22 protein-coding genes are annotated in these 21,005 nt (G+C 65.0%); 13 read left to right on the top strand and 9 right to left on the bottom strand.

The features are described 5' to 3' along the window. Positions 1-169: 169 nt before the first annotated feature. A complete protein-coding gene (locus tag B0E48_RS02035) occupies positions 170-1,000 on the top strand; it encodes a VacJ family lipoprotein (protein ID WP_077515760.1) in 831 nt (276 codons plus the stop codon). Positions 1,001-1,082: 82 nt separating this feature from the next. Here the strand turns inward: B0E48_RS02035 and B0E48_RS02030 are convergent, their stop codons facing one another. The 7 genes from B0E48_RS02030 to B0E48_RS02000 form a co-directional block, all read right to left on the bottom strand. Beyond that, on the bottom strand, positions 1,083-1,391 hold the full coding sequence (locus B0E48_RS02030) for an STAS domain-containing protein (RefSeq protein WP_077515759.1): 309 nt from the start codon (positions 1,389-1,391) through the stop codon (positions 1,083-1,085). Next, positions 1,388-2,068, bottom strand: coding sequence for an ABC transporter substrate-binding protein (locus B0E48_RS02025; RefSeq protein WP_077515758.1), 681 nt, complete (start codon positions 2,066-2,068; stop codon positions 1,388-1,390). The genes B0E48_RS02030 and B0E48_RS02025 overlap by 4 nt, the downstream gene beginning before the upstream one ends. Positions 2,069-2,093: 25 nt before the next feature. Continuing rightward, on the bottom strand, positions 2,094-2,975 hold the full coding sequence (gene mlaD, locus B0E48_RS02020) for an outer membrane lipid asymmetry maintenance protein MlaD (protein ID WP_077516879.1): 882 nt from the start codon (positions 2,973-2,975) through the stop codon (positions 2,094-2,096). A gap of 81 nt (positions 2,976-3,056) precedes the next feature. Further along, positions 3,057-3,833, bottom strand: coding sequence for a lipid asymmetry maintenance ABC transporter permease subunit MlaE (mlaE, locus tag B0E48_RS02015; RefSeq protein WP_077515757.1), 777 nt, complete (start codon positions 3,831-3,833; stop codon positions 3,057-3,059). After that, positions 3,830-4,666 (bottom strand): ATP-binding cassette domain-containing protein, encoded by an 837-nt coding sequence (locus tag B0E48_RS02010; RefSeq protein WP_077515756.1) that lies wholly within the window; start codon positions 4,664-4,666, stop codon positions 3,830-3,832. The genes mlaE and B0E48_RS02010 overlap by 4 nt, the downstream gene beginning before the upstream one ends. Before the next feature lie 88 nt (positions 4,667-4,754). Further along, complete coding sequence (gmk, locus tag B0E48_RS02005; RefSeq protein WP_077515755.1) at positions 4,755-5,387, bottom strand: guanylate kinase; 633 nt, start codon at positions 5,385-5,387, stop codon at positions 4,755-4,757. Next, complete coding sequence (locus B0E48_RS02000) at positions 5,384-6,244, bottom strand: YicC/YloC family endoribonuclease (protein ID WP_077515754.1); 861 nt, start codon at positions 6,242-6,244, stop codon at positions 5,384-5,386. The genes gmk and B0E48_RS02000 overlap by 4 nt, the downstream gene beginning before the upstream one ends. A 92-nt stretch (positions 6,245-6,336) precedes the next feature. Here B0E48_RS02000 and rph point away from each other — a divergent pair, with 92 nt between their 5' ends. From rph to cydX, 12 genes are all read left to right on the top strand, one after another. After that, the gene (rph, locus tag B0E48_RS01995) at positions 6,337-7,068 is read left to right on the top strand and encodes a ribonuclease PH (RefSeq protein WP_077515753.1); all 732 of its coding nucleotides are present in this window, start codon (positions 6,337-6,339) and stop codon (positions 7,066-7,068) included. A 5-nt stretch (positions 7,069-7,073) separates the two neighbouring features. Further along, complete coding sequence (gene rdgB / locus B0E48_RS01990) at positions 7,074-7,676, top strand: RdgB/HAM1 family non-canonical purine NTP pyrophosphatase (RefSeq protein WP_077515752.1); 603 nt, start codon at positions 7,074-7,076, stop codon at positions 7,674-7,676. Next, positions 7,673-8,839: a radical SAM family heme chaperone HemW gene (hemW, locus tag B0E48_RS01985; protein WP_077515751.1), complete on the top strand. Its 1,167-nt coding sequence runs from the start codon at positions 7,673-7,675 to the stop codon at positions 8,837-8,839. The genes rdgB and hemW overlap by 4 nt, the downstream gene beginning before the upstream one ends. Before the next feature lie 82 nt (positions 8,840-8,921). Continuing rightward, the gene (locus B0E48_RS01980; protein ID WP_077515750.1) at positions 8,922-11,252 is read left to right on the top strand and encodes a DUF1631 family protein; all 2,331 of its coding nucleotides are present in this window, start codon (positions 8,922-8,924) and stop codon (positions 11,250-11,252) included. Beyond that, on the top strand, positions 11,249-11,608 hold the full coding sequence (locus B0E48_RS01975; RefSeq protein ID WP_077515749.1) for a PilZ domain-containing protein: 360 nt from the start codon (positions 11,249-11,251) through the stop codon (positions 11,606-11,608). Before B0E48_RS01980 ends, B0E48_RS01975 begins: the two co-directional genes overlap by 4 nt. 164 nt (positions 11,609-11,772) lie before the next feature. Continuing rightward, positions 11,773-13,092: a Xaa-Pro dipeptidase gene (gene pepQ / locus B0E48_RS01970; protein WP_077515748.1), complete on the top strand. Its 1,320-nt coding sequence runs from the start codon at positions 11,773-11,775 to the stop codon at positions 13,090-13,092. 120 nt (positions 13,093-13,212) lie between these two features. After that, on the top strand, positions 13,213-13,911 hold the full coding sequence (locus B0E48_RS01965) for a response regulator transcription factor (protein ID WP_077515747.1): 699 nt from the start codon (positions 13,213-13,215) through the stop codon (positions 13,909-13,911). Beyond that, positions 13,908-15,770 carry an ATP-binding protein gene (locus tag B0E48_RS01960; RefSeq protein WP_077515746.1) on the top strand — a complete coding sequence of 621 codons (1,863 nt, stop codon included), beginning with the start codon at positions 13,908-13,910 and terminating at the stop codon, positions 15,768-15,770. Before B0E48_RS01965 ends, B0E48_RS01960 begins: the two co-directional genes overlap by 4 nt. 175 nt (positions 15,771-15,945) lie before the next feature. Further along, complete coding sequence (gene cydP / locus B0E48_RS01955) at positions 15,946-16,167, top strand: cytochrome oxidase putative small subunit CydP (RefSeq protein ID WP_077515745.1); 222 nt, start codon at positions 15,946-15,948, stop codon at positions 16,165-16,167. Then, on the top strand, positions 16,164-17,729 hold the full coding sequence (locus B0E48_RS01950; RefSeq protein ID WP_077515744.1) for a cytochrome ubiquinol oxidase subunit I: 1,566 nt from the start codon (positions 16,164-16,166) through the stop codon (positions 17,727-17,729). Before cydP ends, B0E48_RS01950 begins: the two co-directional genes overlap by 4 nt. A 10-nt stretch (positions 17,730-17,739) precedes the next feature. Beyond that, positions 17,740-18,873 carry a cytochrome d ubiquinol oxidase subunit II gene (cydB, locus tag B0E48_RS01945; protein WP_077515743.1) on the top strand — a complete coding sequence of 378 codons (1,134 nt, stop codon included), beginning with the start codon at positions 17,740-17,742 and terminating at the stop codon, positions 18,871-18,873. 80 nt (positions 18,874-18,953) lie between these two features. After that, a complete protein-coding gene (gene cydX / locus B0E48_RS01940; protein WP_077515742.1) occupies positions 18,954-19,094 on the top strand; it encodes a cytochrome bd-I oxidase subunit CydX in 141 nt (46 codons plus the stop codon). Here cydX and B0E48_RS01935 read toward each other — a convergent pair. Together B0E48_RS01935 and B0E48_RS01930 are read right to left on the bottom strand one after the other, a co-directional pair. Further along, complete coding sequence (locus tag B0E48_RS01935; protein WP_077515741.1) at positions 19,091-20,431, bottom strand: aminopeptidase P N-terminal domain-containing protein; 1,341 nt, start codon at positions 20,429-20,431, stop codon at positions 19,091-19,093. The two genes, cydX and B0E48_RS01935, sit on opposite strands and share 4 nt — an antisense overlap. Next, entirely contained in the window at positions 20,428-20,991 is a 564-nt protein-coding gene (locus B0E48_RS01930) for a UPF0149 family protein (RefSeq protein ID WP_077515740.1), read from the bottom strand. The genes B0E48_RS01935 and B0E48_RS01930 overlap by 4 nt, the downstream gene beginning before the upstream one ends. Positions 20,992-21,005: the final 14 nt, after the last annotated feature.

The raw sequence follows: 21,005 nt of genomic DNA, 5'->3' as shown, positions 1-21,005 counted from the left end.
GACAGTGTAGCCAGCGGGTGCTTGGCTGGCAATGCGAGCGGCGCGTATGATGGCCGGCTGGAATGGCCAGGAACGCCGGCGAGCGAAAGCGCACCGAAAGCCGTGCAAGATATAAAACCAGACAGTACAATTATATTGTCCCCGCCCTCGCTGCGATCCCCTTGTACCCATGCCCCCACAGCCGCGCTTTCCCGCCCTGAGCCGCTGCCTGCCCCTGCTCGCGATTGCGTTGCTGGCCGGCTGCACGATCGCCAAACCGCGCACCGACGACCCGCTGCAGAAGTACAACCGCGAGGCCTACAAGTTCAACGACAGCATGGACAAGGCGGTGATCCGCCCGGTCGCGGTGGGTTATCGCAAGGTGACCAATGCGCCGGTGCGCCGCTCGTTCAGCGATTTCTTCACCAATATCCGCATGCCGATCACGGTCGCCAACGACCTGCTGCAGGCGCGCCCGAAACAGGCGTTGCAGAGCAGTGGCCGCTTCATCGTCAACCTGACCCTGGGCATCGGCGGCTTCTTCGATCCGGCCAGCCAGCTCGGCCTGCCGCTGGAAGACAACGACTTTGGCGTCACCCTGGCACGCTGGGGTGTTCCAGAGGGCGACTATCTGGTGCTGCCTCTTGTCGGCCCGAGTACGGTGCGCGATGTATGGCGTCTGCCGGTCGACAGTTACTTCTTCGATCCGTTGAGCATTTTCGCCAGTAACCACCATTACAACGGCCTGGAGTACCTGCCGCAGGCGATGTATCTGGTGACCTTGCGCTCACGTGGCATCGACGCCGAGGGTTTCCTGCAGTCCGCCTATGACCCCTACGTGTTCATCCGCGACGCGTATCGGCAACAGCGCCTGTACGCGATCTACGACGGCAACCCGCCGGCCGAAATCATCCAGCAGATGCAGGGCCTGGACGACAAGAACTTCGACCCCGACCAGTTGCTGGATCAGCAGCACGAATGGGAGAAGGAACATCCCGGCCAGACCAACCCGAAGCAGTGAGGGCAATGGCGGGATCACGGTAATAAAAAGAAGGGCCCCGATGGGCCCCTTCTTTTTTACCAGACTGTCGCAACGAGTCGGGTCAGGACAGCAGTTGCTCCACCTCGCAAACCGTGGCCAGCGCCTGCATGCCGACCGGCATGTGAACCACCTGCAGGCGGCGACCTTGTCGAGCAGCCTCGGCGACGACAGCGAGCACACACGCCAGCCCGGCGCTGTCGCTGCGACTGACGTCGGCCAGGTCGAGCCAGGCCAGCTGGCCAGTTGCCAGTGCGGACTGGATCGCCTGCAATGCCGGCGCCGCGGTGTCGAAATCCAGCACACCGTCCACGCCGAGCGTACCCGGCGTGGCGGTCTGCAGCCGAAACCCGCTTTCAGCGCCGGTCGTCATTGCGCGCCCTTGCTGTCCTTGTCCAGCGTCTCCAGTGCCTTCTCGCCCTGGTTTTCTAGGTTCTTGATCAGCTGCTCGATGCCGACCTTGCGGATCTCCGCATCCACCTGGTTGCGGTAATTGGTGACGTAGGAAATGCCTTCGATGATCACGTCGTAGGCTTTCCAGTCGCCGCTGCGGCTCTTGCGGAATGCGTAGTCGATCGACACCAGCTTGCCATCGTCCAGCACCACCTGGGTGCGCACCACGGTGCGCTTGTCGTTGAGGTCGCCGTTGAACGGCAGCACCTTGACCCGGCCGCGGGTGTAGTTCAACAGCCCCTCGGCGTAACGGTGGGTGATCGAGTTGTAGAACGCCTTGGCGAAGCGCTCGCGCTGCGCCGGCGTCGCTTCACGGGCATGCTGGCCGAGCACCAGGATCGAGGCGTAATCGATATCGAAGTGCGGCAAAAACACTTCGTCGATGATGCTGATCAGCTTGTCCTGATTGCGCTTCAGCTCGTCCCGGTGACCCTCGATCGCAGTGGCCAGTTGATCGGCAATGCCCTGCACGATCTGTACCGGGGCCTGCTCGGTGGTGGCCGGAGCGGCCGCCGGCGCAGCCGTCTGAGCAAAAGTCGGGGCGGCAACAACAGTGCCGAACGCAAGGGCGGTAGCAAGAGCCAGTCTGCGCAACATGGAAAACTCCTTCAGCAGAACCGGCTCAGTGCTTGCCGGTGGGGGCGGGGGTATCTGACGATTTGCCGTCGCCGGCATCTTTCTTGTCGCTGGGCGAACCGTTGACCAGGAACTTGCCGATCAGGTCCTCCAGTTGCATCGCGGACTGGGTCAGCACCATCTCGTCACCGTTCTTGAGCGCATCGGGCGAACCGCCGGGCTGGATCGCAACATACTGGCTGCCGATCAAACCGCTGGTGAACACCGCGGCGGATGAGTCGTCGGGGATCGCGTTGTAGCGCTTGTCGATCGCCAGCGTGACTTCGGCATCCAGCTTCACCGGATCGGCCACCACCGACTGCACGCTGCCGATCGGCACACCGGCCATCTTCACCGGGGCACCGACCGAAAGCGTGCCGACATTGGTGAAGTTCGCCTTCACCGCATAGGTGCCGCCGAGATTGTCGGCCGTGCCGCCGGCGCCGAAGAATTTGCCGATCATCTCCTCCAGTTGCTGCGCCGGCTTGGTCAAGGCCAGCGTGCCGCCGTCGGCCACGGCCTTCTTCGAGCTGCCGTACTGGATGCCGATGTACTGATCGCCAAGCAGCCCGCTGGTGAAGATGGTCGCCACCGAATCGAGCGGGATCTTGTCGTAGCTCTTGTCGATCGCCAGCTTCACGTCGGCCACTTCCTGGCCCGGCTGCAACGTGATCGATTGCACCTGGCCGACCCGCACACCGGCAATCTTCACCGGCGCACGCTCCTTCAGCTGGCCGATGTTCGCGAAATGCGCATCGACGGTGTAACTGGCACCTTGGTGCACGTTTGCCACCGAACTGGTCTGGGTGGCCAGGTAAGCCAGCGCGGCGAACCCGAGCACGATGAACAGGCCGGTGCCGACGGCATAGGAACTTCTCGGTTGGCTCACGGCACGATCCTCAATGAAGAATGACTCGTTGAACAATGGGAAATAACGGTAGTGGTCATGGCGGCAGTCACCTCAGCGCACTCACATGAGAAACGCGGTCAACACGAAGTCCAGCGCCAGGATCGCGATCGACGAGGCAACCACCGTGCGGGTGGTGGCATAGGCCACACCCTCGCTGGTCGGCGGTGTGGTGAACCCCTGGAATACCGCGATCAGCGACACCACCGCGCCGAACACCAGGCTCTTGAACAGCACGCCGTTGACGATATCGGTGTGCACGACCACCACCGCAGTCATGTTCGACCAGAACGTGCCGTTGTCGATGCCGAGCCACGTCACGCCGACCAGGTGACCACCGAAGATCGCCATCGCGCAGAACACGCAGCACAGCAGCGGCATCGCGATCAGTCCCGCCAGGAAACGCGGCGTGGCTACATAGGCAATCGGGTCGACCGCCATCATCTCCATCGCGTCGATCTGGTCGGTGGCGCGCATCAAGCCGATTTCGGCGGTAATCGAGGTGCCCGCGCGTCCGGCGAACAGCAGCGCGGTCACCACCGGCCCCAGCTCGCGGTACACCGCCAGCGCCACCACCATGCCGCTGGCCGAAGTGCTGCCGAAAATCGACAGCACGTTGTACAGCTGCAGCATCAGCACCATGCCGATGAACAAGCCGCAGACCATGATGATGGCCAGGCTCATCGCACCGACGAACCACAATTGGCGGAGCGTTTCGCACGCATAACGGAAGCTGCGCGGGACCGACGCCAGCAGGGTGAGCAGGAACAGGCCGCACAGACCGATCTGGGTCAGCGACTGGACCACCACGTTGTTGCTGTGTGGTGCACGCACGTTCATTTCGCCGCTCCAGTAAAGCCCAGTGCCTGCGCCAGATTGCCGGCCGGATACTGGAATGGCACCGGGCCATCCGCCTCACCGCCGAAGAACTGCCGCGTCCACGGCGAACCGTCATTCGCGATGGTCTTCGGATCGCCCTGCGCCACCACCTTGCCATTGGCGATCAGGAAGACATGATCGGCGACCTGCTTGATCGCCTCGAGCTCGTGTGCCACCAGCACGCTGGTGATGCCGAGCGTCTGGTTGAGCGTGCGGATCAGTTTCAGCACCTGGTTCAGCGCCACCGGGTCGAGCCCCACGAACGGCTCGTCATACAGGATCAGCATCGGATCGAACACGATCGCCCGCGCCAGCGCCACGCGACGCGCCATGCCACCGGACAGCTCGTTCGGCATCAGCCGCGCCGCACCGCGCAAGCCCACCGCCTGCAGCTTCAGCAGCACCAGGTTGCGGATCAGCACTTCCGGCAGCTTCGTATGCTGGCGCAACGGAAACGCCACGTTCTCGAACACGTCGAAATCGGTCAGCAGGGCCGAGTTCTGGAACAGGTAGCCGATCCCTTCGCGCAGCTTGTACAGCTCATCGCGCGACAGGTTGGCCACGTTCTGGCCATTGACGCGGATCTCACCCGCATCGGCGCGCATCTGGCCGGTGATGTGCTTGAGCAAGGTAGTCTTGCCGGTGCCGCTGGGGCCCATGATCGCGGTGACCTTGCCGCGCGGGATATCCAGATCCAGCGCGTCGAAGATGGTCTTGCCGTTGAGCACCGTGGTCAGCCCACGGATCCGCACCAGCGTGCTGTCATCGGGCGTGGCGCGAACGGGGTCGGTCATGGGCAGCAATAGCTCTGGGGGAGCGGACAAGGTAGCCGAAGCGCCGGGCGAAGGCCATGCAGGCCGCGCCGGGCCGCTTAGCCATCGCTCAGGCCTCGGCGGCCAGCAGTTCGGCGATCAGCGTCTCGTGCCGCCGCCACTGCAGGGCGCTGCGCAGGCGCACCGCCCGCACGATCGCCTGCAGGTCGGCCAGCGCATTTTCGAACACGTCGTTGACCAGGATGTAGTCGAATTCATGCGCATGGGCGATCTCGCCACGCGAATTGCGCAGGCGCCGCTCGATCACCTCGGCGCTGTCCGAACCTCGACCGCGCAACCGGCGTTCAAGTTCCGCCCGCGACGGTGGCAGGATGAACACGCTGACGCAATCGGGCTTGCTACGGCGGATCTGTTCGGCACCTTGCCAGTCGATCTCCAGCAGAACGTCGCGCCCCTGCGCCAGGAGATCCTGCACCGACGTGCGCGAGGTGCCGTAAAGGTTGCCGTGCACTTCGGCATGTTCGAGGAAGATGCCTTCGGCGATCTCGCGTTCGAACTCGCCGCGCTCGACGAAGTAGTAATGCCGACCGTACAACTCGCCGCTACGCGGCGGCCGCGTGGTATGCGACACCGACAGCGAGATCGCACTCTCGCGCTCGAGCAGCGCATTGACCAGGGTGGACTTGCCGGCACCCGAGGGGGCGGCAACCACGAACAGCGTGCCTTCGAGCGGCGCGTTCATTCGATGTTCTGCACCTGTTCGCGCATCTGCTCGATCAACACCTTCAGCTCGACCGCGGCATTGGTGCTGCGCGCATCGACCGACTTGGAGCCCAACGTGTTCGCTTCGCGGTTGAATTCCTGCATCAGGAAATCCAGCCGGCGGCCGACCGGTTCCTTCAGGCCGAGTACGCGGCGCGTTTCGCCGATATGCGTGGCGAGGCGATCCAGTTCCTCATCGACATCGGTGCGGGTGATCTGCAGTACCAACTCCTGCTCCAGCCGGCCCGGCTCCACCGGTTGCTTGAGATCGGCCAGCCGTGTTTCCAGCCGGGCGCGCAACGCGGCACGGATTTCCGGCATCCAGCCACGTACGTCGGCGACTACGCGTTCGATGCTGTCCAGCTTGTCGCGCAGGATCTCGCCCAGCTTCTCGCCTTCGCGTTCACGGGTGGCGGTCAGCGCATCCAGCGCGCGATCGAGCACATCGAACAGGGCAGCCTGCTGCGCTTCCGGATCCATTTCGGCCTGCTGCATCACGCCGGGAAAGCGCAGCAATTCGGTGAATTGCACCTGCATGCCGGGAAAGCGCGCGACCATATCCAGATTCAGTTCCGACAAGCGAGACAAAAGCGCGTTGTTGATCTGCAGCGATTCGCTACGCGAATCGCTGGCGCGGCGCACCGTAACGTCCAGCTTGCCGCGCGACAGCTTCGCCGCGATCCGTTCGCGCAACTGCGACTCGAAACTGCGCAGATCGTCCGGCAACCGCGGACTGAGTTCCAGATAACGGTGGTTGACCGTGCGCAGCTCGCAGCTGAGCGTGCCGGCGGGACCGGTGGTTTCGGCACTGGCGTAAGCCGTCATGCTGCGGATCATCTGGTGCTGTCCGGACGTGGGGAAAGGGTGCAATGGTAAACTCTCCCGTCCCGCCTTGCCCAATCCGGCCAAGCGACGTCAGGAACCACCCCATGAATTCCGTCACCCGCCCCAGTGGTCGCGCCAGCGACCAGCTGCGCAGCGTCAGCATCGAACGCCATTACACCCGCCACGCCGAGGGCTCCGTACTGGTGAGCTTCGGCGACACCCGCGTGCTGTGCACCGCCAGCATCGAGGATCGCGCGCCGGCATGGCTGCGTGGCAAGGGCGAGGGCTGGGTCACCGCCGAATACGGCATGCTGCCGCGCGCCACCAACACCCGCATGCAGCGCGAAGCCGCGCGCGGCGGTCAGGGCGGTCGCACGATGGAGATCCAGCGGTTGATCGGCCGCAGCCTGCGTGCCTGCGTCAACCGCCAGGCGCTGGGCGAACGCGTGATCACCCTTGACTGCGACGTGCTGCAGGCCGATGGGGGCACCCGCACCGCGGCGATCACCGGCGCCTATGTAGCCTTGGTCGATGCAGTGAACCTGCTGATGAAGCGCGAGAACCTCAAGCGCAACCCGATCGTCGGCGCGGTCGCCGCGGTGTCGGTCGGCATCTATCAGGGCCTGCCGGTGCTCGACCTGGATTACGTCGAGGACTCCGGTTGCGACACCGACATGAATGTCGTCATGAACGATGGCGGCGGTTTCATCGAGGTGCAGGGCACCGCCGAAGGCCATGCGTTCCGTCGCGACGAGATGGACGCCCTGCTGGCGCTGGCCGAGAAAGGCATCGGTGAATTGGTGGTCGCACAGCGTGCGGCGCTGGCGCAGGGCTGAGTACGATGTCGCGCATCGTCTTGGCCAGCAGCAATCCGGGCAAGCTGAAGGAGTTCGGCGCACTGCTTGCCGACAGCGGCCTCGAAGTCATCCCGCAGGGCAGCCTGGGCATCGAGGATGCCGAGGAAACCGGCCTGACCTTCATCGAGAACGCGTTGCTCAAGGCGCGCCACGCCGCTCAGGCCAGTGGCCTGCCGGCGCTGGCGGACGACTCGGGCTTGTGCGTGGACCATCTGCACGGCGCGCCGGGGCTGTACTCCGCGCGCTACAGCGGCAGCCACGGCGATGCCGCCGCGAACAACGCCAAGCTGCTGCGCGAACTCGATGGCGTGCCGACAAAGCAACGCAGCGCGTTCTTCATCTGTGTGCTGGTGCTGCTGCAGCATGCCGACGATCCGTCCCCGTTGGTTGCCGAAGCACGCTGGCACGGTCGCATCCTCACCGAAGGTCGCGGCACAGGTGGTTTCGGCTACAACCCGGTGTTCCTGCCCACCGGCTACAACCAGAGCGTCGCCGAGATGGATGACGCACTGAAGAACCAGCTCAGCCATCGCGGCCAGGCACTCGTGCTGCTGCACGAGCGGTTGAGCGAACTGCGCCACGCATGAGCCTGATCGCACCGCCGCTGGCGTTGTATATCCACATGCCGTGGTGCGTGAAGAAATGCCCGTACTGCGATTTCAATTCGCATGGCCTGCGCAGTGAACCGCCGCCATACGCTGACTACATCAACCATCTGCTGGCCGACCTGGATGCCGATCGCGCTGACTTTGCTGCGGCGCTCGAAGGTCGACCCGTCATCAGCATCTTTTTCGGCGGCGGCACACCGAGCCTCTTTTCACCCGAACTGATCGACCGCCTGCTTGATGGCGTGCGCGAACGCCTGCCGCTGGTCGACAACGCCGAAATCACCCTGGAAACCAATCCCGGCACGGTCGAACACGGCCGCTTCGACGGTTATCTGGCAGCCGGGGTCAACCGCATCTCGTTCGGCGTGCAGAGCTTCGACGACGACAAGTTGAGGCGACTCGGCCGCATTCATTCGTCTGACGAAGCCGAGGCCGCGGTGAAGTCGGCGCAGGACGCCGGCTACGCCAACATCAACCTCGACCTGATGTACGCCCTGCCGCAGCAAACCCTGGCTGGCGCACTGACCGACGTGGCCCGTGCCGTCGCCCTGCAGCCCACGCATATCTCGCACTACCAGCTGACGCTGGAACCAAACACCGCGTTCGCCGCCAATCCGCCACCGCTGCCCGACGACGATCACGCCTGGGCGATGCAGGAAGCCTGCGAAGCCCACCTCGCCGACGCCGGCTACGGCCAGTACGAAATCTCCGCGTATGCCCTGCCCGACCGGCGCTGCACGCACAACCTCAATTACTGGCGCTTCGGCGACTACCTCGGCATCGGTGCCGGCGCGCACGGCAAGCTGAGCGATACCGGCACCGGCCAGGTGCACCGGCGCTGGAAAACCCGCCATCCGCGCGCCTACCTGGAGGCGGCCGGTGGCGCGACGCGCATCGGTGGCGACAGCGTGGTCAGCCCGGCCGAGCTGCCATTCGAGTACATGCTGAATGCGCTGCGCCTGATCGACGGCGTGCCGATGGCGGACTTTGCCGAGCGCACCGGCCTGCCAGCGGAACGCATCGCCGCAGTCCTGACCGCAGACTGCCAGCGCGGCTGGCTGCACGACGATCCGCAACGCCTGCGCACCACCACGCTGGGCCAGCGTTTTCTCAACGACGTGATCGCCAGTTTTCTGGACTGAAACCACCCTTCCGGGAGCGATGGCATACCCGCAGGAACCAGCATAAACTAGCCCCCACCAGGGGAATAGACAGGTTTCATTCATGGATGTCGGGCAGGATCGGCGTCGCGTACTTGCGTCCCATCAACCAGGTCGCCTCAAAGACGGTCGCTGGCCTGCACGCGCGCAACAATTGCTCGAGGCCAGCCACACCTTATGTGTGGAAGGGTTGCATGCGCCGTTGCGGCGATCCCTGGGCGAATTCGAGTTGCAGTTGTTCGCGAAGGCTGAGCGTGCGCGCGGGCACAACGAACAGCAGGATTTCTTCGCCAGCCGGCAGCGCGTGCTGCAGGACCAGGCCCAGTTCGAACAGCGCTTCATGGAACTGCTCGGCACAGCCTTCAATGATCTCGATTCCGATGCTGCCAAGGCGGCGTCGGCGCAAACCGACGCAAAACCCTGGCATTCGCTGGAACTGCTCGATCCCGCCGAGCAGGAATTGACGATGACGGTGGAGCAGCTCGGTGCGCGTGGCGAAGTGCGCCACAGCAGCGTGCTGCACGAACTGAGTTACCGCATGGCCGTGCTGATCGGCGCACCGCCGCTGGAGGGTGAGGCACTGCCGCTGGGGCCGCATGCCCTGGCGCGGGCATGCCACCAGGCCAGCATCGCGCTGGACTTGCCGCTGGCACATGAGCTGCTGCTGCTGCAGAACTTCGACCTGTGGCTGATCCAGGCTCTGGCACCGCTGTACACCACCATCAACGCACACCTGCAGGCAGAAGGCATCCTGTCGCAATTGCGCAGCAGCATTCCGATCCCGCGCCAGATCAGCAAACGCCCCCACGGTGCCTCGCCCACGGAAGCTGCTGCCGAACCTGTTGCTGCGCCGGCTGCCGAACCAGCGCATCATGCCAGCGCAAGCGGTGCCCCCATCGAAGTACTCGAATCGCTGCGCGACCTGCTGGCGCAGCGCCGCTCCGAACAGGGCATGGCGAGCGGCCAGCCGGCTGGCCGCGCCGCCAGTACCGATGAACTGCAGACTGCGCTGGGCGCGCTGCAACAGCATCTGGCCCAGGTCACCGATCAGGCCAGCCGCGAACTGCGCAGCGCGCAGCGACTGCGCGAGGAATTGCTGATCCAGCTCAATATCGACAACCCCAGCGGCGCACCGCCCACCCAGCTGAGTGGCGTGCAGGGCGACACCGTGGAACTGGTCGCGATGCTGTTCGAGCAGCTCGGCCAGCAACTGCAGCACGGTGGCAATGCGCGCGCCCTGCTCGGCGACCTGCAACTGCCGGTGTTGCGCATGGCGGTGGCCGATCAGGAGTTTTTCGAGAAGCCCGAGCATCCGGCGCGCAAGCTGCTGGATACCGTGACCGGGGCGGCCAACGACTGGCTCGATGGCAGCGACGACGAGAGCAACCGCCCGCTGGCGACCAAGCTCGAACAACTGGTCGCACGCGCCAACAAGGAAGCACCAAGTGCCGGGCTGTATACCAGTCTGCTGGCCGATATCGAACATCATCTGGCCCTGCTCACCCGCAAGGCGCAGGCCGCCGAACGCCGCCATGTGGAAGCCGCACAAGGTCGCGAGCGGCTGGATCAGGCGCGCCACCGTGCCGGCGAACTGATGGCCGAGCGTTTTGCGCTATCGCCACCACGTGGCCTGTTGCGCGCCCTGCTGGAGCGGGCCTGGTCGGACGTGCTGGCACTCACCCTACTGCGTCACGGCGAGGACAGCGAGGCGTTCGAGGCACAACTTGCGATCACCGACCAGTTGCTTGGCCGCTTGCCGGTGACCGACCTGGCGCAATTGAAGCAGGACGTGGAAAGCGGCCTGCAGCAGATCGGCATGCACACCGAAGAAGCCGAGCAGGTGGCGCAGCGCCTGCTCGGCACGGACAAGGCCGATCCCGCCGTCGAACTGCCCAGTGCCACCGATCTCGCGTTGCGTCTGAAACAGCATCACCGCCTTGGCGAGCAGCAGTCCACCCAGCCGGTCACTCCGGCCCATACCGTTCAACCCGCCAAGCAATCCACCCAGCCCGAGCCAGTCGTTGCGGCCCGTCCGGCGGCACCACAGGCGCCGGAGCCAAGCCCGCGTGAGCGGCGCATCGAGCAGCATCTGCGCCAGCTGCCGTTCGGCAGCTGGTTCGAATTCATCGACCCGAGCAACGGGCATATCGCACGACGCAAACTGGCCTGGTATTCGCCGATGTCCGGCCGCTGCCTGCTGGTCAGCCGGCGCGGCCAGCGCGGCGAGGAAATGAGCATCACCCAGCTGGCCCATGAAATTGCCGCCGGCCGCGTATGCGAAGTGGTGGAGCAACGCGAAAGCATGCTCGATCGCGCCTGGCGCAGCCTGACCGGCACTCTGCGTCAGGGCGCCGGCCCACGCCATTCCGTTCCGCAGGAGTCCGACCGCCGATGAGCCCGCACGACCATGCCAGCAACCAGCGTCGCGCCGAGCGCAAGCGCGCCACGTTCACGGCCATCGTGACCGACGTGATCAGCGGCCTGCCGATCGGGCATCTGGGCAATCTTTCCAGCACCGGCATGTTGCTGATCAGCGCGCAGGCACCACGCAGCGAAGCGCTCTATCAGGTCAGCATCCCGATGCCGGGATCGGGGCGACTGCTGACCCAGTCGCAGCCGATCGAGGTCGGTATCCAGGAACAATGGCATGAGCCCGCCGCCAGTTCCGGACAGATCTGGGCCGGCTACCGGATCGTGGCGATCACGGACGCCGATGCCGCCCGGCTCGACGGCTGGCTGGCACAAGCCTGACGCTCATCGGCCTGACCCGCTGGAAGTGACGACGATGGCGCGCGATCATGGGCGCCCTCCCTTCCCTATCCCACGTCATACCATCCCACGCCATCGCGGGCAGCTTGAGTCCGGCACGCGAGTGTCCCTGCCGCGGACGGCGTAGCTTGCCTGCAGGAATCCCCATGCACGATCAACTCGCCTCGCTCTATCCGCAGCATCTGGCCACCCTGCGCGAACGCGCTGACCGGGCGCTTGCGCTCGGCGATTTCGATCACCTCGTGATCACCGCCGGCACGCCGCTGCGCAAATTTCTGGATGACCAGGACTATCCGTTCGTGGTCAGCCCGCACTTCAAGCATTGGCTGCCGCTGACCGACGCGCCGGGCAGCTGGATCGTCTACACGTCGGGCAACAAGCCGCGGCTGATCTTCCTGCAACCGCGCGACTACTGGCACGTGGTGCCTCAGGCGCCGCACGGCTACTGGGTGGAACATTTCGACATCGTGATCGTGCGCAACGCCGCCGAAGCGGTGGCACAACTGCCCGCGGGCCAGCGCGCGGTGATCGCCGCCGATTGCCCCGCCACCGAGGGCGTCGAGGCGAACAATCCGCAGGCCGTGCTCGACTACCTGCACTGGCATCGCAGCTACAAGACGCCATACGAACTCGCCCTGATGCGCGAAGCCAGCCGCATCGGCGCGCGCGCACACCGCGCCGCCGAGGCCGCCTTCCGTTCCGGCCGCAGCGAGTTCGGCATCCACCTGACCTACCTCGCCGCTGCGCGGCAGACCGATGCCGAACTGCCGTATTCCAGCATCGTCGGTCTGAACGAGCATGGTGCGGTCCTGCACTACACGAATTTCGATCGCGTACCGCCGGTGCACAGCCGCTCGTTCCTGATCGACGCCGGCGCCAACGCTGCCGGTTACGCCAGCGACATCACGCGCACGTACGCGTCGCCGCAGGCGGCCGAGTTCCAGGCATTGATCGACAGCGTCGATGCCGCGCAGCAGGGCTTCGTCGCGAAAGTGCGCGCAGGACAGAGCTATCCGGAACTGCATATCCATGCCCATCACGTGCTGGCCGGCGTACTGCGCGAACACGGTTTTATCCGCATGAGTGCGGAGAGCGCCGTCGAATCCGGCGTGAGCAGCGCGTTCTTCCCGCACGGTCTGGGCCATCCGATCGGCCTGCAAGTGCACGACGTCGCCGGCTTCCAGCAGAACGAGCACGGCGGCAGCATCGCGCGCCCGGTCGGGCACCCCTATCTACGCATGACCCGTGTGCTGGAAGCAGGCATGGTGGTGACCATCGAACCGGGCCTGTACTTCATCGACATGCTGCTGGCCGAATTGCGCGACAAACCGTTCGCCAGCGACATCGACTGGGCCAGGGTGGACAGCTTCCGCCAGTACGGCGGCATCCGCATCGAGGACGACGTGGTGTGCACCGACGGTGCTCCGGAAAACCTCACCCGTGATGCCTTCGCACAGCACGGCTGACCTGCAGCGGGAAACCTCCGTATCGTGAAATCCCGATGAGCGCCAGCGCCGTATACTGTCCCGGCTGGGCGTCGACCGACCTCCAGTCAGGTGTCGGGACAGCGGGGGCTGGCGCAACGAATGGAATCAGCAGAGAACGGCATTGATCTGAGTCCGACCCTGATCGTGGAGGACCATCCGGCGATGCGGCAACGACTGCTGCAACTCGTGGTGGGTCTGACCGGTTCGGACGCACAAATCACCACTGCCAACAGCATCGCCAGCGCCAAGGCCCTGCTGGACGAAGATGCGAGCGGCGTGGCGCTGATCGATATCGGCCTACCCGACGGCAATGGCATCGAACTGATCGCGTGGCTGCACATCCATCGCCCGCAGGTGACCTCGGTGGTGATCTCCGCATGGGGACACGAAGATACCGTGCTGGCCGCTCTGCGCGCCGGCGCGATCGGTTACCTGCTGAAGGAACGCGACGACGTCGAGTTGAGCCTGGCCTTGCAGAGCATCCGGCGCGGTGGTGCGCCGATCGACCCGAACATCGCCCGCGGCATTCTTGCCTTGCTGCAGCTTTCTGCCGAGCCGGTGACCACCGGCGCACGCGTAGCGGAAGTGGCCGAGCGTTCGGAGCACGCCCTGTCCGAGCGCGAGTCGGAAATCCTGCGACTGGTCGCGCGCGGCTACAGCAACCGTGAGATCGCCGAGCTGATCACGCTGTCGCGCTTCACCATCGAGGGTTACACCAAGAGCATCTATCGCAAGCTGGCGGTGCGCTCGCGCACCGCGGCGGTATTCGAGGCGAAGGCCCTGGGTCTGCTGTATTGAACTATTCGCGGCTCGCGTGGCTGTGCCTCGCATGGCTGCTGGCGGCATGCACGATCAGCACGCTGCAGGCGCAATCGGTGGCGTCCACCGTCGTGACGCTCGATCGCGCCGAAGCCGTGCAGGCGGGGTGGGATTCCAGCATGCCACCCGCGACCGGCTGGGTGCCGATCAAGTTGATGGATTACTGGAACACCCGTTGGCCACATCACGATGGCGTGGTCTGGTATCGGGTGCACTGGAACCAGGCCAGCACGGATGCACCGATAGGCCTGCTGCTCGATTACGTCTGCATGGCCGATGCGGTCTACGTCAACGGCAGCGTGGTCTATCGCGACCCGCAGCTGGTCGAGCCGTTGTCACGCAGCTGGGTCGCGCCGCAGTTTTTCCTGATCGACAAGCCGTTGCTGCACATCGGCGATAACACGTTGCTGGTGCGCGTTTCCGGCCTCGCGGCCTACCAGCCCGGCCTCGGCAAGGTACAGATCGGCAGCAACTCCGCGGTACAGGCGTTGTATCGCAGCGGCATGCGCTGGCGCTACGACGTGCGCCTGTTCAACTTCGCCATCAGCGCCGTGCTCGGCGTGCTGTTCGGCATGCTCTGGCTGTTGCGGCGCCGGGACACCGTCTACGGCTGGTACGCACTGAGCACCTTGTTCGGCGCCGGTTATGCCTGGAACTACGTCACCGCAAGCACCTGGCCGTTCGCCAGCACCGATGCGTGGCAGGCCTTCGTGGTCGCCTTGCTCGTGACGTCGACATGCAGCTTCACCGTGTTCCTGCTGCGCTTCTGCGAACGCCGCTGGCCGCGCACCGAAGCCGCCATGGGGCTCGCCAGCCTCGCCGCCTTCGCGTTCGCCCTGCTCGACCCGCACCGCATGGGCCCGTGGCGCAACGTATGGGTGCTGCCCACCATCCTGTTCTACTACGCGACGATCGCCACCTTCCTGTGGCATGCCGCACGCAGCCGCCGGATCGAAGTGCGCGTGCTCGGCATTTCCATGTTGCTGCCGATCCTGCTCTCGTTCCACGACCTCGCGCTGTACCTGGAGCTGATCCACGGCAACAACTATATTGGTGCGCTGACCTCGCCGCTGACTCTGGTCGGCATGGCGTTCGCTGTGGCCTGGCGTTTTTCCGCGGCGATGCGCCGGGCCGAAGGCTTCAACGTCGAACTCAGGCACAAGGTCGACATCGCCACCACGCAACTCGGCGATACGTTGGCACGCGAGCACGCGCTGGCGCTGGACAACACCCGCATCGGCGAACGCCTGAACCTGGTGCGCGACCTGCACGACGGCTTCGGCGGCAGCCTGCTCGGCGCCATCGCCGCGCTGGAAAACCCGCAGCGACCACCGGAACCTGCGCACGTGGTCAGCACCTTGAAGGAACTGCGTGACGACCTGCGCCTGGTCATCGATACCACCACTCACGAGCAGGACTCCGACCTGGCCGGCCTGCTCGCGCCGCTGCGCCATCGGTGGAGCCAGCGTCTGGACGTGGCCGGCATCGACAGCCGCTGGCGGCTGGACGGCCTCGACGGGCTGCATCTCGGCCCCGCACGCAGCCTCGATCTGCTGCGCCTGTTGCAGGAAGCGCTGACCAACGTGCTCAAGCACAGCCACGCCAGCCGCGTGGACGTCGCCGTGGGCCGCGCTGACACGCAGCTGTCCATCGAAGTGCGTGACGACGGCGACGGTTTCGAACCAGGCGTGGCACACGACGGTCGGCCCAGCGGCGCGGGGCTGGCCAGCCTGCGCGCCCGCGCCACGCGCCTGGGCAGCGTGCTGGTGCTTGATGCGTTGCCCGGCCGTGGCGTCACTTTGCGTCTGGACGTCCTCCTGCAAGCATCATCGCGGTAATCCGGCCACCTGTTCGTGTTTGAGCTGATGACCGGCAACATGACGTGTGTTGCCAGCCACCTTGGTCAGCCCGATGGGACATACGCAGATTGCCGCAGGCTGCGGCATTACTCCGCACGACAGTTGCACGGGCGAAGCGTATTCTCGGTGAATATGTGATGCACTGGATCGCCGCATGTCCATATCGTCTGTCGAACTGGATCGCCACGTTCTGCCAGCTCGCCCGCTGCGTCGACTGACATTCGAGTTGTTCGGCGTGATCGCCCTCAAGATCGCAGTGCTGATGCTGATTTGGTGGGTGGCGTTCGCGCCGCAACCGAAACCCGATGCCAGTCCGGATGCGATTGCGCATCGATTGGCGCCCACCTCGCAAACTCCATCCGCAGGTCACCCATGATCATCGATACCGATGTCGTCACCTTGTCACGCCTGCAGTTTGCGCTGACCGCGCTGTACCACTTCCTGTTCGTGCCGCTGACACTGGGCCTGGTGTGGATGCTCGCGATCATGGAGAGCGTCTACGTGATGACCGGGCGCGAGGTGTGGAAGCGCATGGTGCAGTTCTGGGGCGTGCTGTTCGGCATCAACTTCGCGATGGGCGTGGCCACCGGCGTGACGATGGAGTTCCAGTTCGGCATGAACTGGGCGTACTACTCGCATTACGTCGGCGACGTGTTCGGCGCACCGCTGGCGATCGAGGGGATGATGGCGTTCTTCCTCGAAGCCACCCTGGTCGGTGTGTTCTTCATGGGCTGGGATCGCATCTCGCGGATCAAGCATCTGCTGGTGACCTGGTTCCTCGCGCTGGGCACCAGCCTGTCGGCATTGTGGATCCTGATCGCGAATGCGTGGATGCAGCATCCGGTCGGTGCCGCATTCAATCCGCAGACGATGCGGATGGAAGTGACCTCGTTCTCCGAGGTGTTCTTCAATCCGGTGGCGCAGGACAAGTTCGTGCACACGGTAAGCGCCGGCTACGTGATGGGTGCGATGTTCGTGCTATCGATCAGCGCATGGTATCTGCTGCGCGGACGCAACGTCGATTTCGCCAAGCGCTCGATGACGGTGGCGGCAAGTTTCGGGCTGGCGGCGGCGCTGTCGGTAGTGGTGCTGGGTGATGCATCGGGCTACACCGTGTCGCTGAACCAGAAGATGAAGATGGCGTCGATCGAGGCGATGTGGCACACCGAACCCGCGCCGGCGTCGTTCACCCTGTTCGGCATACCCGACGTGCAGCAGCGCACCACCCACTTTGCGGTGAAGATTCCCTGGGTGATGGGCCTGATCGGCACCCACTCGATCGACGAGACGATGCCCGGCATCGCCGAACTGGTGGATGCCGCCAAGGGCCGCATCGGCAACGGCATCCAGGCCTACGACGCGATGCTGATGCTGCGTCAGGACAAGGACAATGCGCAGGCCAAGGCCACCCTTGCTGCGCACGACCAGGATCTGGGTTACGCGCTGCTGTTGAAGAAGTACGTCGATGATCCGCGCCAAGCCACGCCGGCGGATATCCAGCAGGCTGCCGATAGCACCATCCCGAATGTATCAGTGCTGTTCTGGGCGTTCCGCATCATGGTCGGCTGCGGTTTCTATTTCATCGCGCTGTTCGCGTTCTCGTTCTGGAAGGCCAGCACGCGCCAGCTGGACAGCCAGCGCTGGTATCTACGCCTCGCGCTGTGGAGCCTGCCGCTGCCCTGGGTCGCGATCGAGCTGGGCTGGATCGTCGCCGAATACGGGCGCCAGCCGTGGGCGATCGAAGGCGTACTGCCGACGGCACTCGGCGTGTCGTCGGTCAGTGCCGGTCAGGTACTCACCTCGCTGGGTGGCTTCGTGCTGTTCTACACCGCGCTGGCGATTGTCGACGTGATGCTGATGCGCAAGTTCATCCGCAAGGGGCCGGACGGTTTGGGCATCTGGCCGTCCATCGATCCATCCACCGCGACCGGTCACTGAGGACATCACCATGCTCGACTACGCCACGCTGCGGGTGATCTGGTGGGCCCTGCTCGGCACCCTGCTGATCGGCTTCGCGATCATGGACGGCTTCGATTTCGGCGTCGCCGGCCTGCTCAAGGTGCTGGGCCGCGACAACGAGGAACGACTGGTGCTGCTGGAAGGCATCGAACCAACCTGGGAAGGCAACCAGGTGTGGTTCATCCTCGCAGGTGGCGCCACGTTCGCGGCGTGGCCGATGCTCTACGCGGTGTCGTTCTCCGGAATGTATCTGGCGATTGCACTGGTGCTGCTGGCCTTCATCCTGCGCCCGGTCGGGTTCAATTTCCGCGGCAAGATCCATGACCCGCGCTGGGCTTCGTTGTGGGACTGGATCCTCACCGGCTCCGGCTTCGTGGTGATGCTGGTCGCCGGTGTCGCGTTCGGCAACTTGTTCCTCGGTGTGCCGTTCCAGTTCGACGGCGACCTGCGTATGAGCTGGCATGGCGGCTTCTTCGAACTGCTGCATCCATTTGCGCTGCTGTGCGGGCTGGTGTCGTTGAGCATGCTGCTGGCACACGGTGCCTGCTGGGCCGGGCTGAAGGCCGACCACGTGATCGCAGCACGCGCGGTGCGGATCGCGCGCTGGATGACGCTGCTCTATGCGGTGCTGTATGTGCTGGCCGGTGTGTGGGTGGCCTACGGCCTTCCCGGCTACGCGATCGCCGGGCCCGTCGTGACCGATGGCGCTTCCAACCCGCTGTACAAGCAGGTCGCCGTCGGCGGCAGCTGGTTTGCCAGCTACATGCAATATCCATGGTTCTGGAGCGCGCCGCTGCTGGCGCTGGTCTCGGCCGTCGGCGTGCAGGCGCTGATCGGTCGGCGCAGTGTCGCCGGCTTCATCGCCAGCAGCCTGATGGTGGGCAGCACGATCGCCTCGGCCGGCTTCGCGCTGTTTCCGTTCCTGCTGCCGTCCAGCCTCGATCCGCGTTCCAGCCTCACCGTGTGGGACGCTTCCTCCAGCCACGGCACCTTGCAGCTGATGCTGATCGTCACCGCCGTATTGCTGCCGATCGTGATGATCTATACCAGCTGGGTGTACCGCGTGATGCGCGGGCGGGTCACGCTGGAACAGGTGCGCAAGGCGCATGGCGGCGGGTATTGAATCGCTGCAACACCTAATCGCTGGAGAATCGCGGCTGAAGCCGCTCCTACAACAGCTGGCACGATTGGAGGTTCGCTGACATGTGGTATTTCGCATGGATACTTGGACTGGGACTGGCGTGTGCCTTCGCCATCCTCAATGCGATGTGGTACGAGGTGCATGCCACCGACGCGGCAAACCGCGAGCGCAATGATGCGGAGTTGCCGGACGAACTGAGCTAGCGCGCGGCCAGCAACGCCTCGATTTCATCCGCCTGCTTCGGCATCGCCGCGGTAAGCACTTCGTTGCCGTCGCGGGTCACTACCACGTCGTCCTCGATGCGGATGCCGATGCCGCGCCAGCGTTCGGCCACCGAACGATCGTCCGGCGCCACGTACAGGCCCGGCTCCACCGTCAGCACCATGTCCGGTTCGAGCAGTCGTGATTCACCGTCGATGCGATAGTCGCCGACGTCGTGTACATCCAGTCCCAGCCAGTGGCCGGTCTTGGCTGGAAAGAATCGTTTGTAGCTTTCCTCGGCGATCGCCGCATCGGCACTGCCCTTGAGCAGGCCGAGCTGGCACAGGCCTTCGGTGAGTACGCGTACCGCCGCCGTATGCGCGGCACTGAACGGACGGCCGGGCCGCACCTCGTCGATGGCCGCCAGCTGCGCGGTCAGTACCACGTCATACAGGGCGCGCTGCTCGCGGCTGTAACGGCCGTTGAGCGGAAACGTGCGACTGATGTCGGACGCATAGCAGTCCAGCTCGGCACCGGCATCGATCAACAGCAGTTCGCCATGGGTGAGCGGTGCGCGATCGGCCCGGTAATGCATCGCGCAGGCATTCGCGCCGCCGGCGATGATCGGTGCGAATGCCGGCACCGCGCCGCGGCGGCGCATCACCCGCAGCAGTTCGGCCTCGACCTCGTATTCGCGGTTGCCGGGCAGCGCCACCTGCAGTGCCGCCAGATGCGCCTCGACCGCGATCGCGGCTGACGCGCGCATCAGCTTCAGTTCGGCGCGCGACTTGTACAGCCGCAGGTCGTGCAGCAGATGACCGAGTGCAACGAATTCCTTCGGCACCACGCCGCCGCCGCGCAACTGGCGCAGCTTGCGCATCCAGCCCAGCAGCTGCGCATCGAATTCCGGTTCGCGTCCGAAATGGCAATACACGCGGCCGCGGCCCTCGATCATGCCGGGCAGGATGTCGTCGATGTCCTCGATCGGGAAGGCATCGTCCATGCCGTACTCGGTCACTGCGCGCTCGGTGCCGATCGTCTGGCCGTGCCAGAGTTCGTGTGCCGGATCGCGCTCGCGGCAGAACAGCACCACCTCGCCGTGCCGGCGGCCCGGCAAGAGCGCCAGCACCGCATCGGGCTCGGGGAAACCGCCGAGATAATGGAAGTCGGAATCCTGCCGGTACGGCCACGCTGCATCGGCATTGCGCATGCGCTCGGTCGCCGCGGCGACCAGCAGCACGGCATCCTCACCGGCCATCTGCATCAGCTGGTGGCGGCGTCGTGCGAATTCTTCCGGCGTGATCGCCAGTGCAGCCAACCCTGGTGCGGTGGGAATCAATGCACGGTGCCGCTGGCAGGTCCGTCGTGCGCAGTGCATTCGGTGTGCAGCAGCATCGCGCCGACCCGTACGAATTCCTGCACCTCGATCAGCGCGTCTTCGTCCTCGTCTTCATTGTCGAAATCGAACGACGAGCCGGCGATATTGCCGAAGTCCCGCAGAACCTCCTGCGCCTCCTCCGACAGCTGCGCATGCGCGGGCGTACCGGCGAGACCGAAGCCACCGAGGAAACCGCGACACCAATCGACCATCGCCTCGGCGCGCTCGGGCAGCGGGCGGTCGTCTTCCGGCAGCAACGGTTCGAAACCGAGTTCGGGATCGGCCAGTTCGTTCTCGCACTGTTGCGCCAGCCGCTTCAGCAGCGCCGCGTCGTTCGCCGTCGGCTCGGTCGCCTCGCCATCCAGTTGCAACGCGGCCAGCACGGACGTGCCGCGCAGAGAGCCGCCGCCAGCCAGGTAGCCACACAGCGAACCGTGCAGTTCGCTGGCCTCGGTACCCAGCCGCAGGCGCATGATCAGCGCGTCGATGTCGTCGTGGCCCACAAGCCCGCTAGCCGTCATGGTGGTGCTCCTGC

The sequence above is a fragment of the Rhodanobacter sp. C03 genome (assembly GCF_002001175.1).
Taxonomy (GTDB): domain Bacteria; phylum Pseudomonadota; class Gammaproteobacteria; order Xanthomonadales; family Rhodanobacteraceae; genus Rhodanobacter.
The sequence above is the reverse complement of the archived record's forward strand: the minus strand, read 5'-3'. Positions and strand labels throughout refer to the sequence as shown.

Bases quoted from the DNA above. Each gene is read 5' to 3' on its own strand.
- B0E48_RS02035 (WP_077515760.1), top strand. From the start codon at position 170: ATGCCCCCACAGCCGCGCTTTCCCGCCCTGAGCCGCTGCCTGCCCCTG.
- B0E48_RS02030 (WP_077515759.1), bottom strand. From the start codon at position 1,391: ATGACGACCGGCGCTGAAAGCGGGTTTCGGCTGCAGACCGCCACGCCG.
- B0E48_RS02025 (WP_077515758.1), bottom strand. From the start codon at position 2,068: ATGTTGCGCAGACTGGCTCTTGCTACCGCCCTTGCGTTCGGCACTGTT.
- mlaE (WP_077515757.1), bottom strand. From the start codon at position 3,833: ATGAACGTGCGTGCACCACACAGCAACAACGTGGTGGTCCAGTCGCTG.
- B0E48_RS02010 (WP_077515756.1), bottom strand. From the start codon at position 4,666: ATGACCGACCCCGTTCGCGCCACGCCCGATGACAGCACGCTGGTGCGG.
- gmk (WP_077515755.1), bottom strand. From the start codon at position 5,387: ATGAACGCGCCGCTCGAAGGCACGCTGTTCGTGGTTGCCGCCCCCTCG.
- B0E48_RS02000 (WP_077515754.1), bottom strand. From the start codon at position 6,244: ATGATCCGCAGCATGACGGCTTACGCCAGTGCCGAAACCACCGGTCCC.
- rph (WP_077515753.1), top strand. From the start codon at position 6,337: ATGAATTCCGTCACCCGCCCCAGTGGTCGCGCCAGCGACCAGCTGCGC.
- rdgB (WP_077515752.1), top strand. From the start codon at position 7,074: ATGTCGCGCATCGTCTTGGCCAGCAGCAATCCGGGCAAGCTGAAGGAG.
- hemW (WP_077515751.1), top strand. From the start codon at position 7,673: ATGAGCCTGATCGCACCGCCGCTGGCGTTGTATATCCACATGCCGTGG.
- B0E48_RS01980 (WP_077515750.1), top strand. From the start codon at position 8,922: ATGGATGTCGGGCAGGATCGGCGTCGCGTACTTGCGTCCCATCAACCA.
- B0E48_RS01975 (WP_077515749.1), top strand. From the start codon at position 11,249: ATGAGCCCGCACGACCATGCCAGCAACCAGCGTCGCGCCGAGCGCAAG.
- pepQ (WP_077515748.1), top strand. From the start codon at position 11,773: ATGCACGATCAACTCGCCTCGCTCTATCCGCAGCATCTGGCCACCCTG.
- B0E48_RS01965 (WP_077515747.1), top strand. From the start codon at position 13,213: ATGGAATCAGCAGAGAACGGCATTGATCTGAGTCCGACCCTGATCGTG.
- cydP (WP_077515745.1), top strand. From the start codon at position 15,946: ATGTCCATATCGTCTGTCGAACTGGATCGCCACGTTCTGCCAGCTCGC.
- B0E48_RS01950 (WP_077515744.1), top strand. From the start codon at position 16,164: ATGATCATCGATACCGATGTCGTCACCTTGTCACGCCTGCAGTTTGCG.
- cydB (WP_077515743.1), top strand. From the start codon at position 17,740: ATGCTCGACTACGCCACGCTGCGGGTGATCTGGTGGGCCCTGCTCGGC.
- cydX (WP_077515742.1), top strand. From the start codon at position 18,954: ATGTGGTATTTCGCATGGATACTTGGACTGGGACTGGCGTGTGCCTTC.
- B0E48_RS01930 (WP_077515740.1), bottom strand. From the start codon at position 20,991: ATGACGGCTAGCGGGCTTGTGGGCCACGACGACATCGACGCGCTGATC.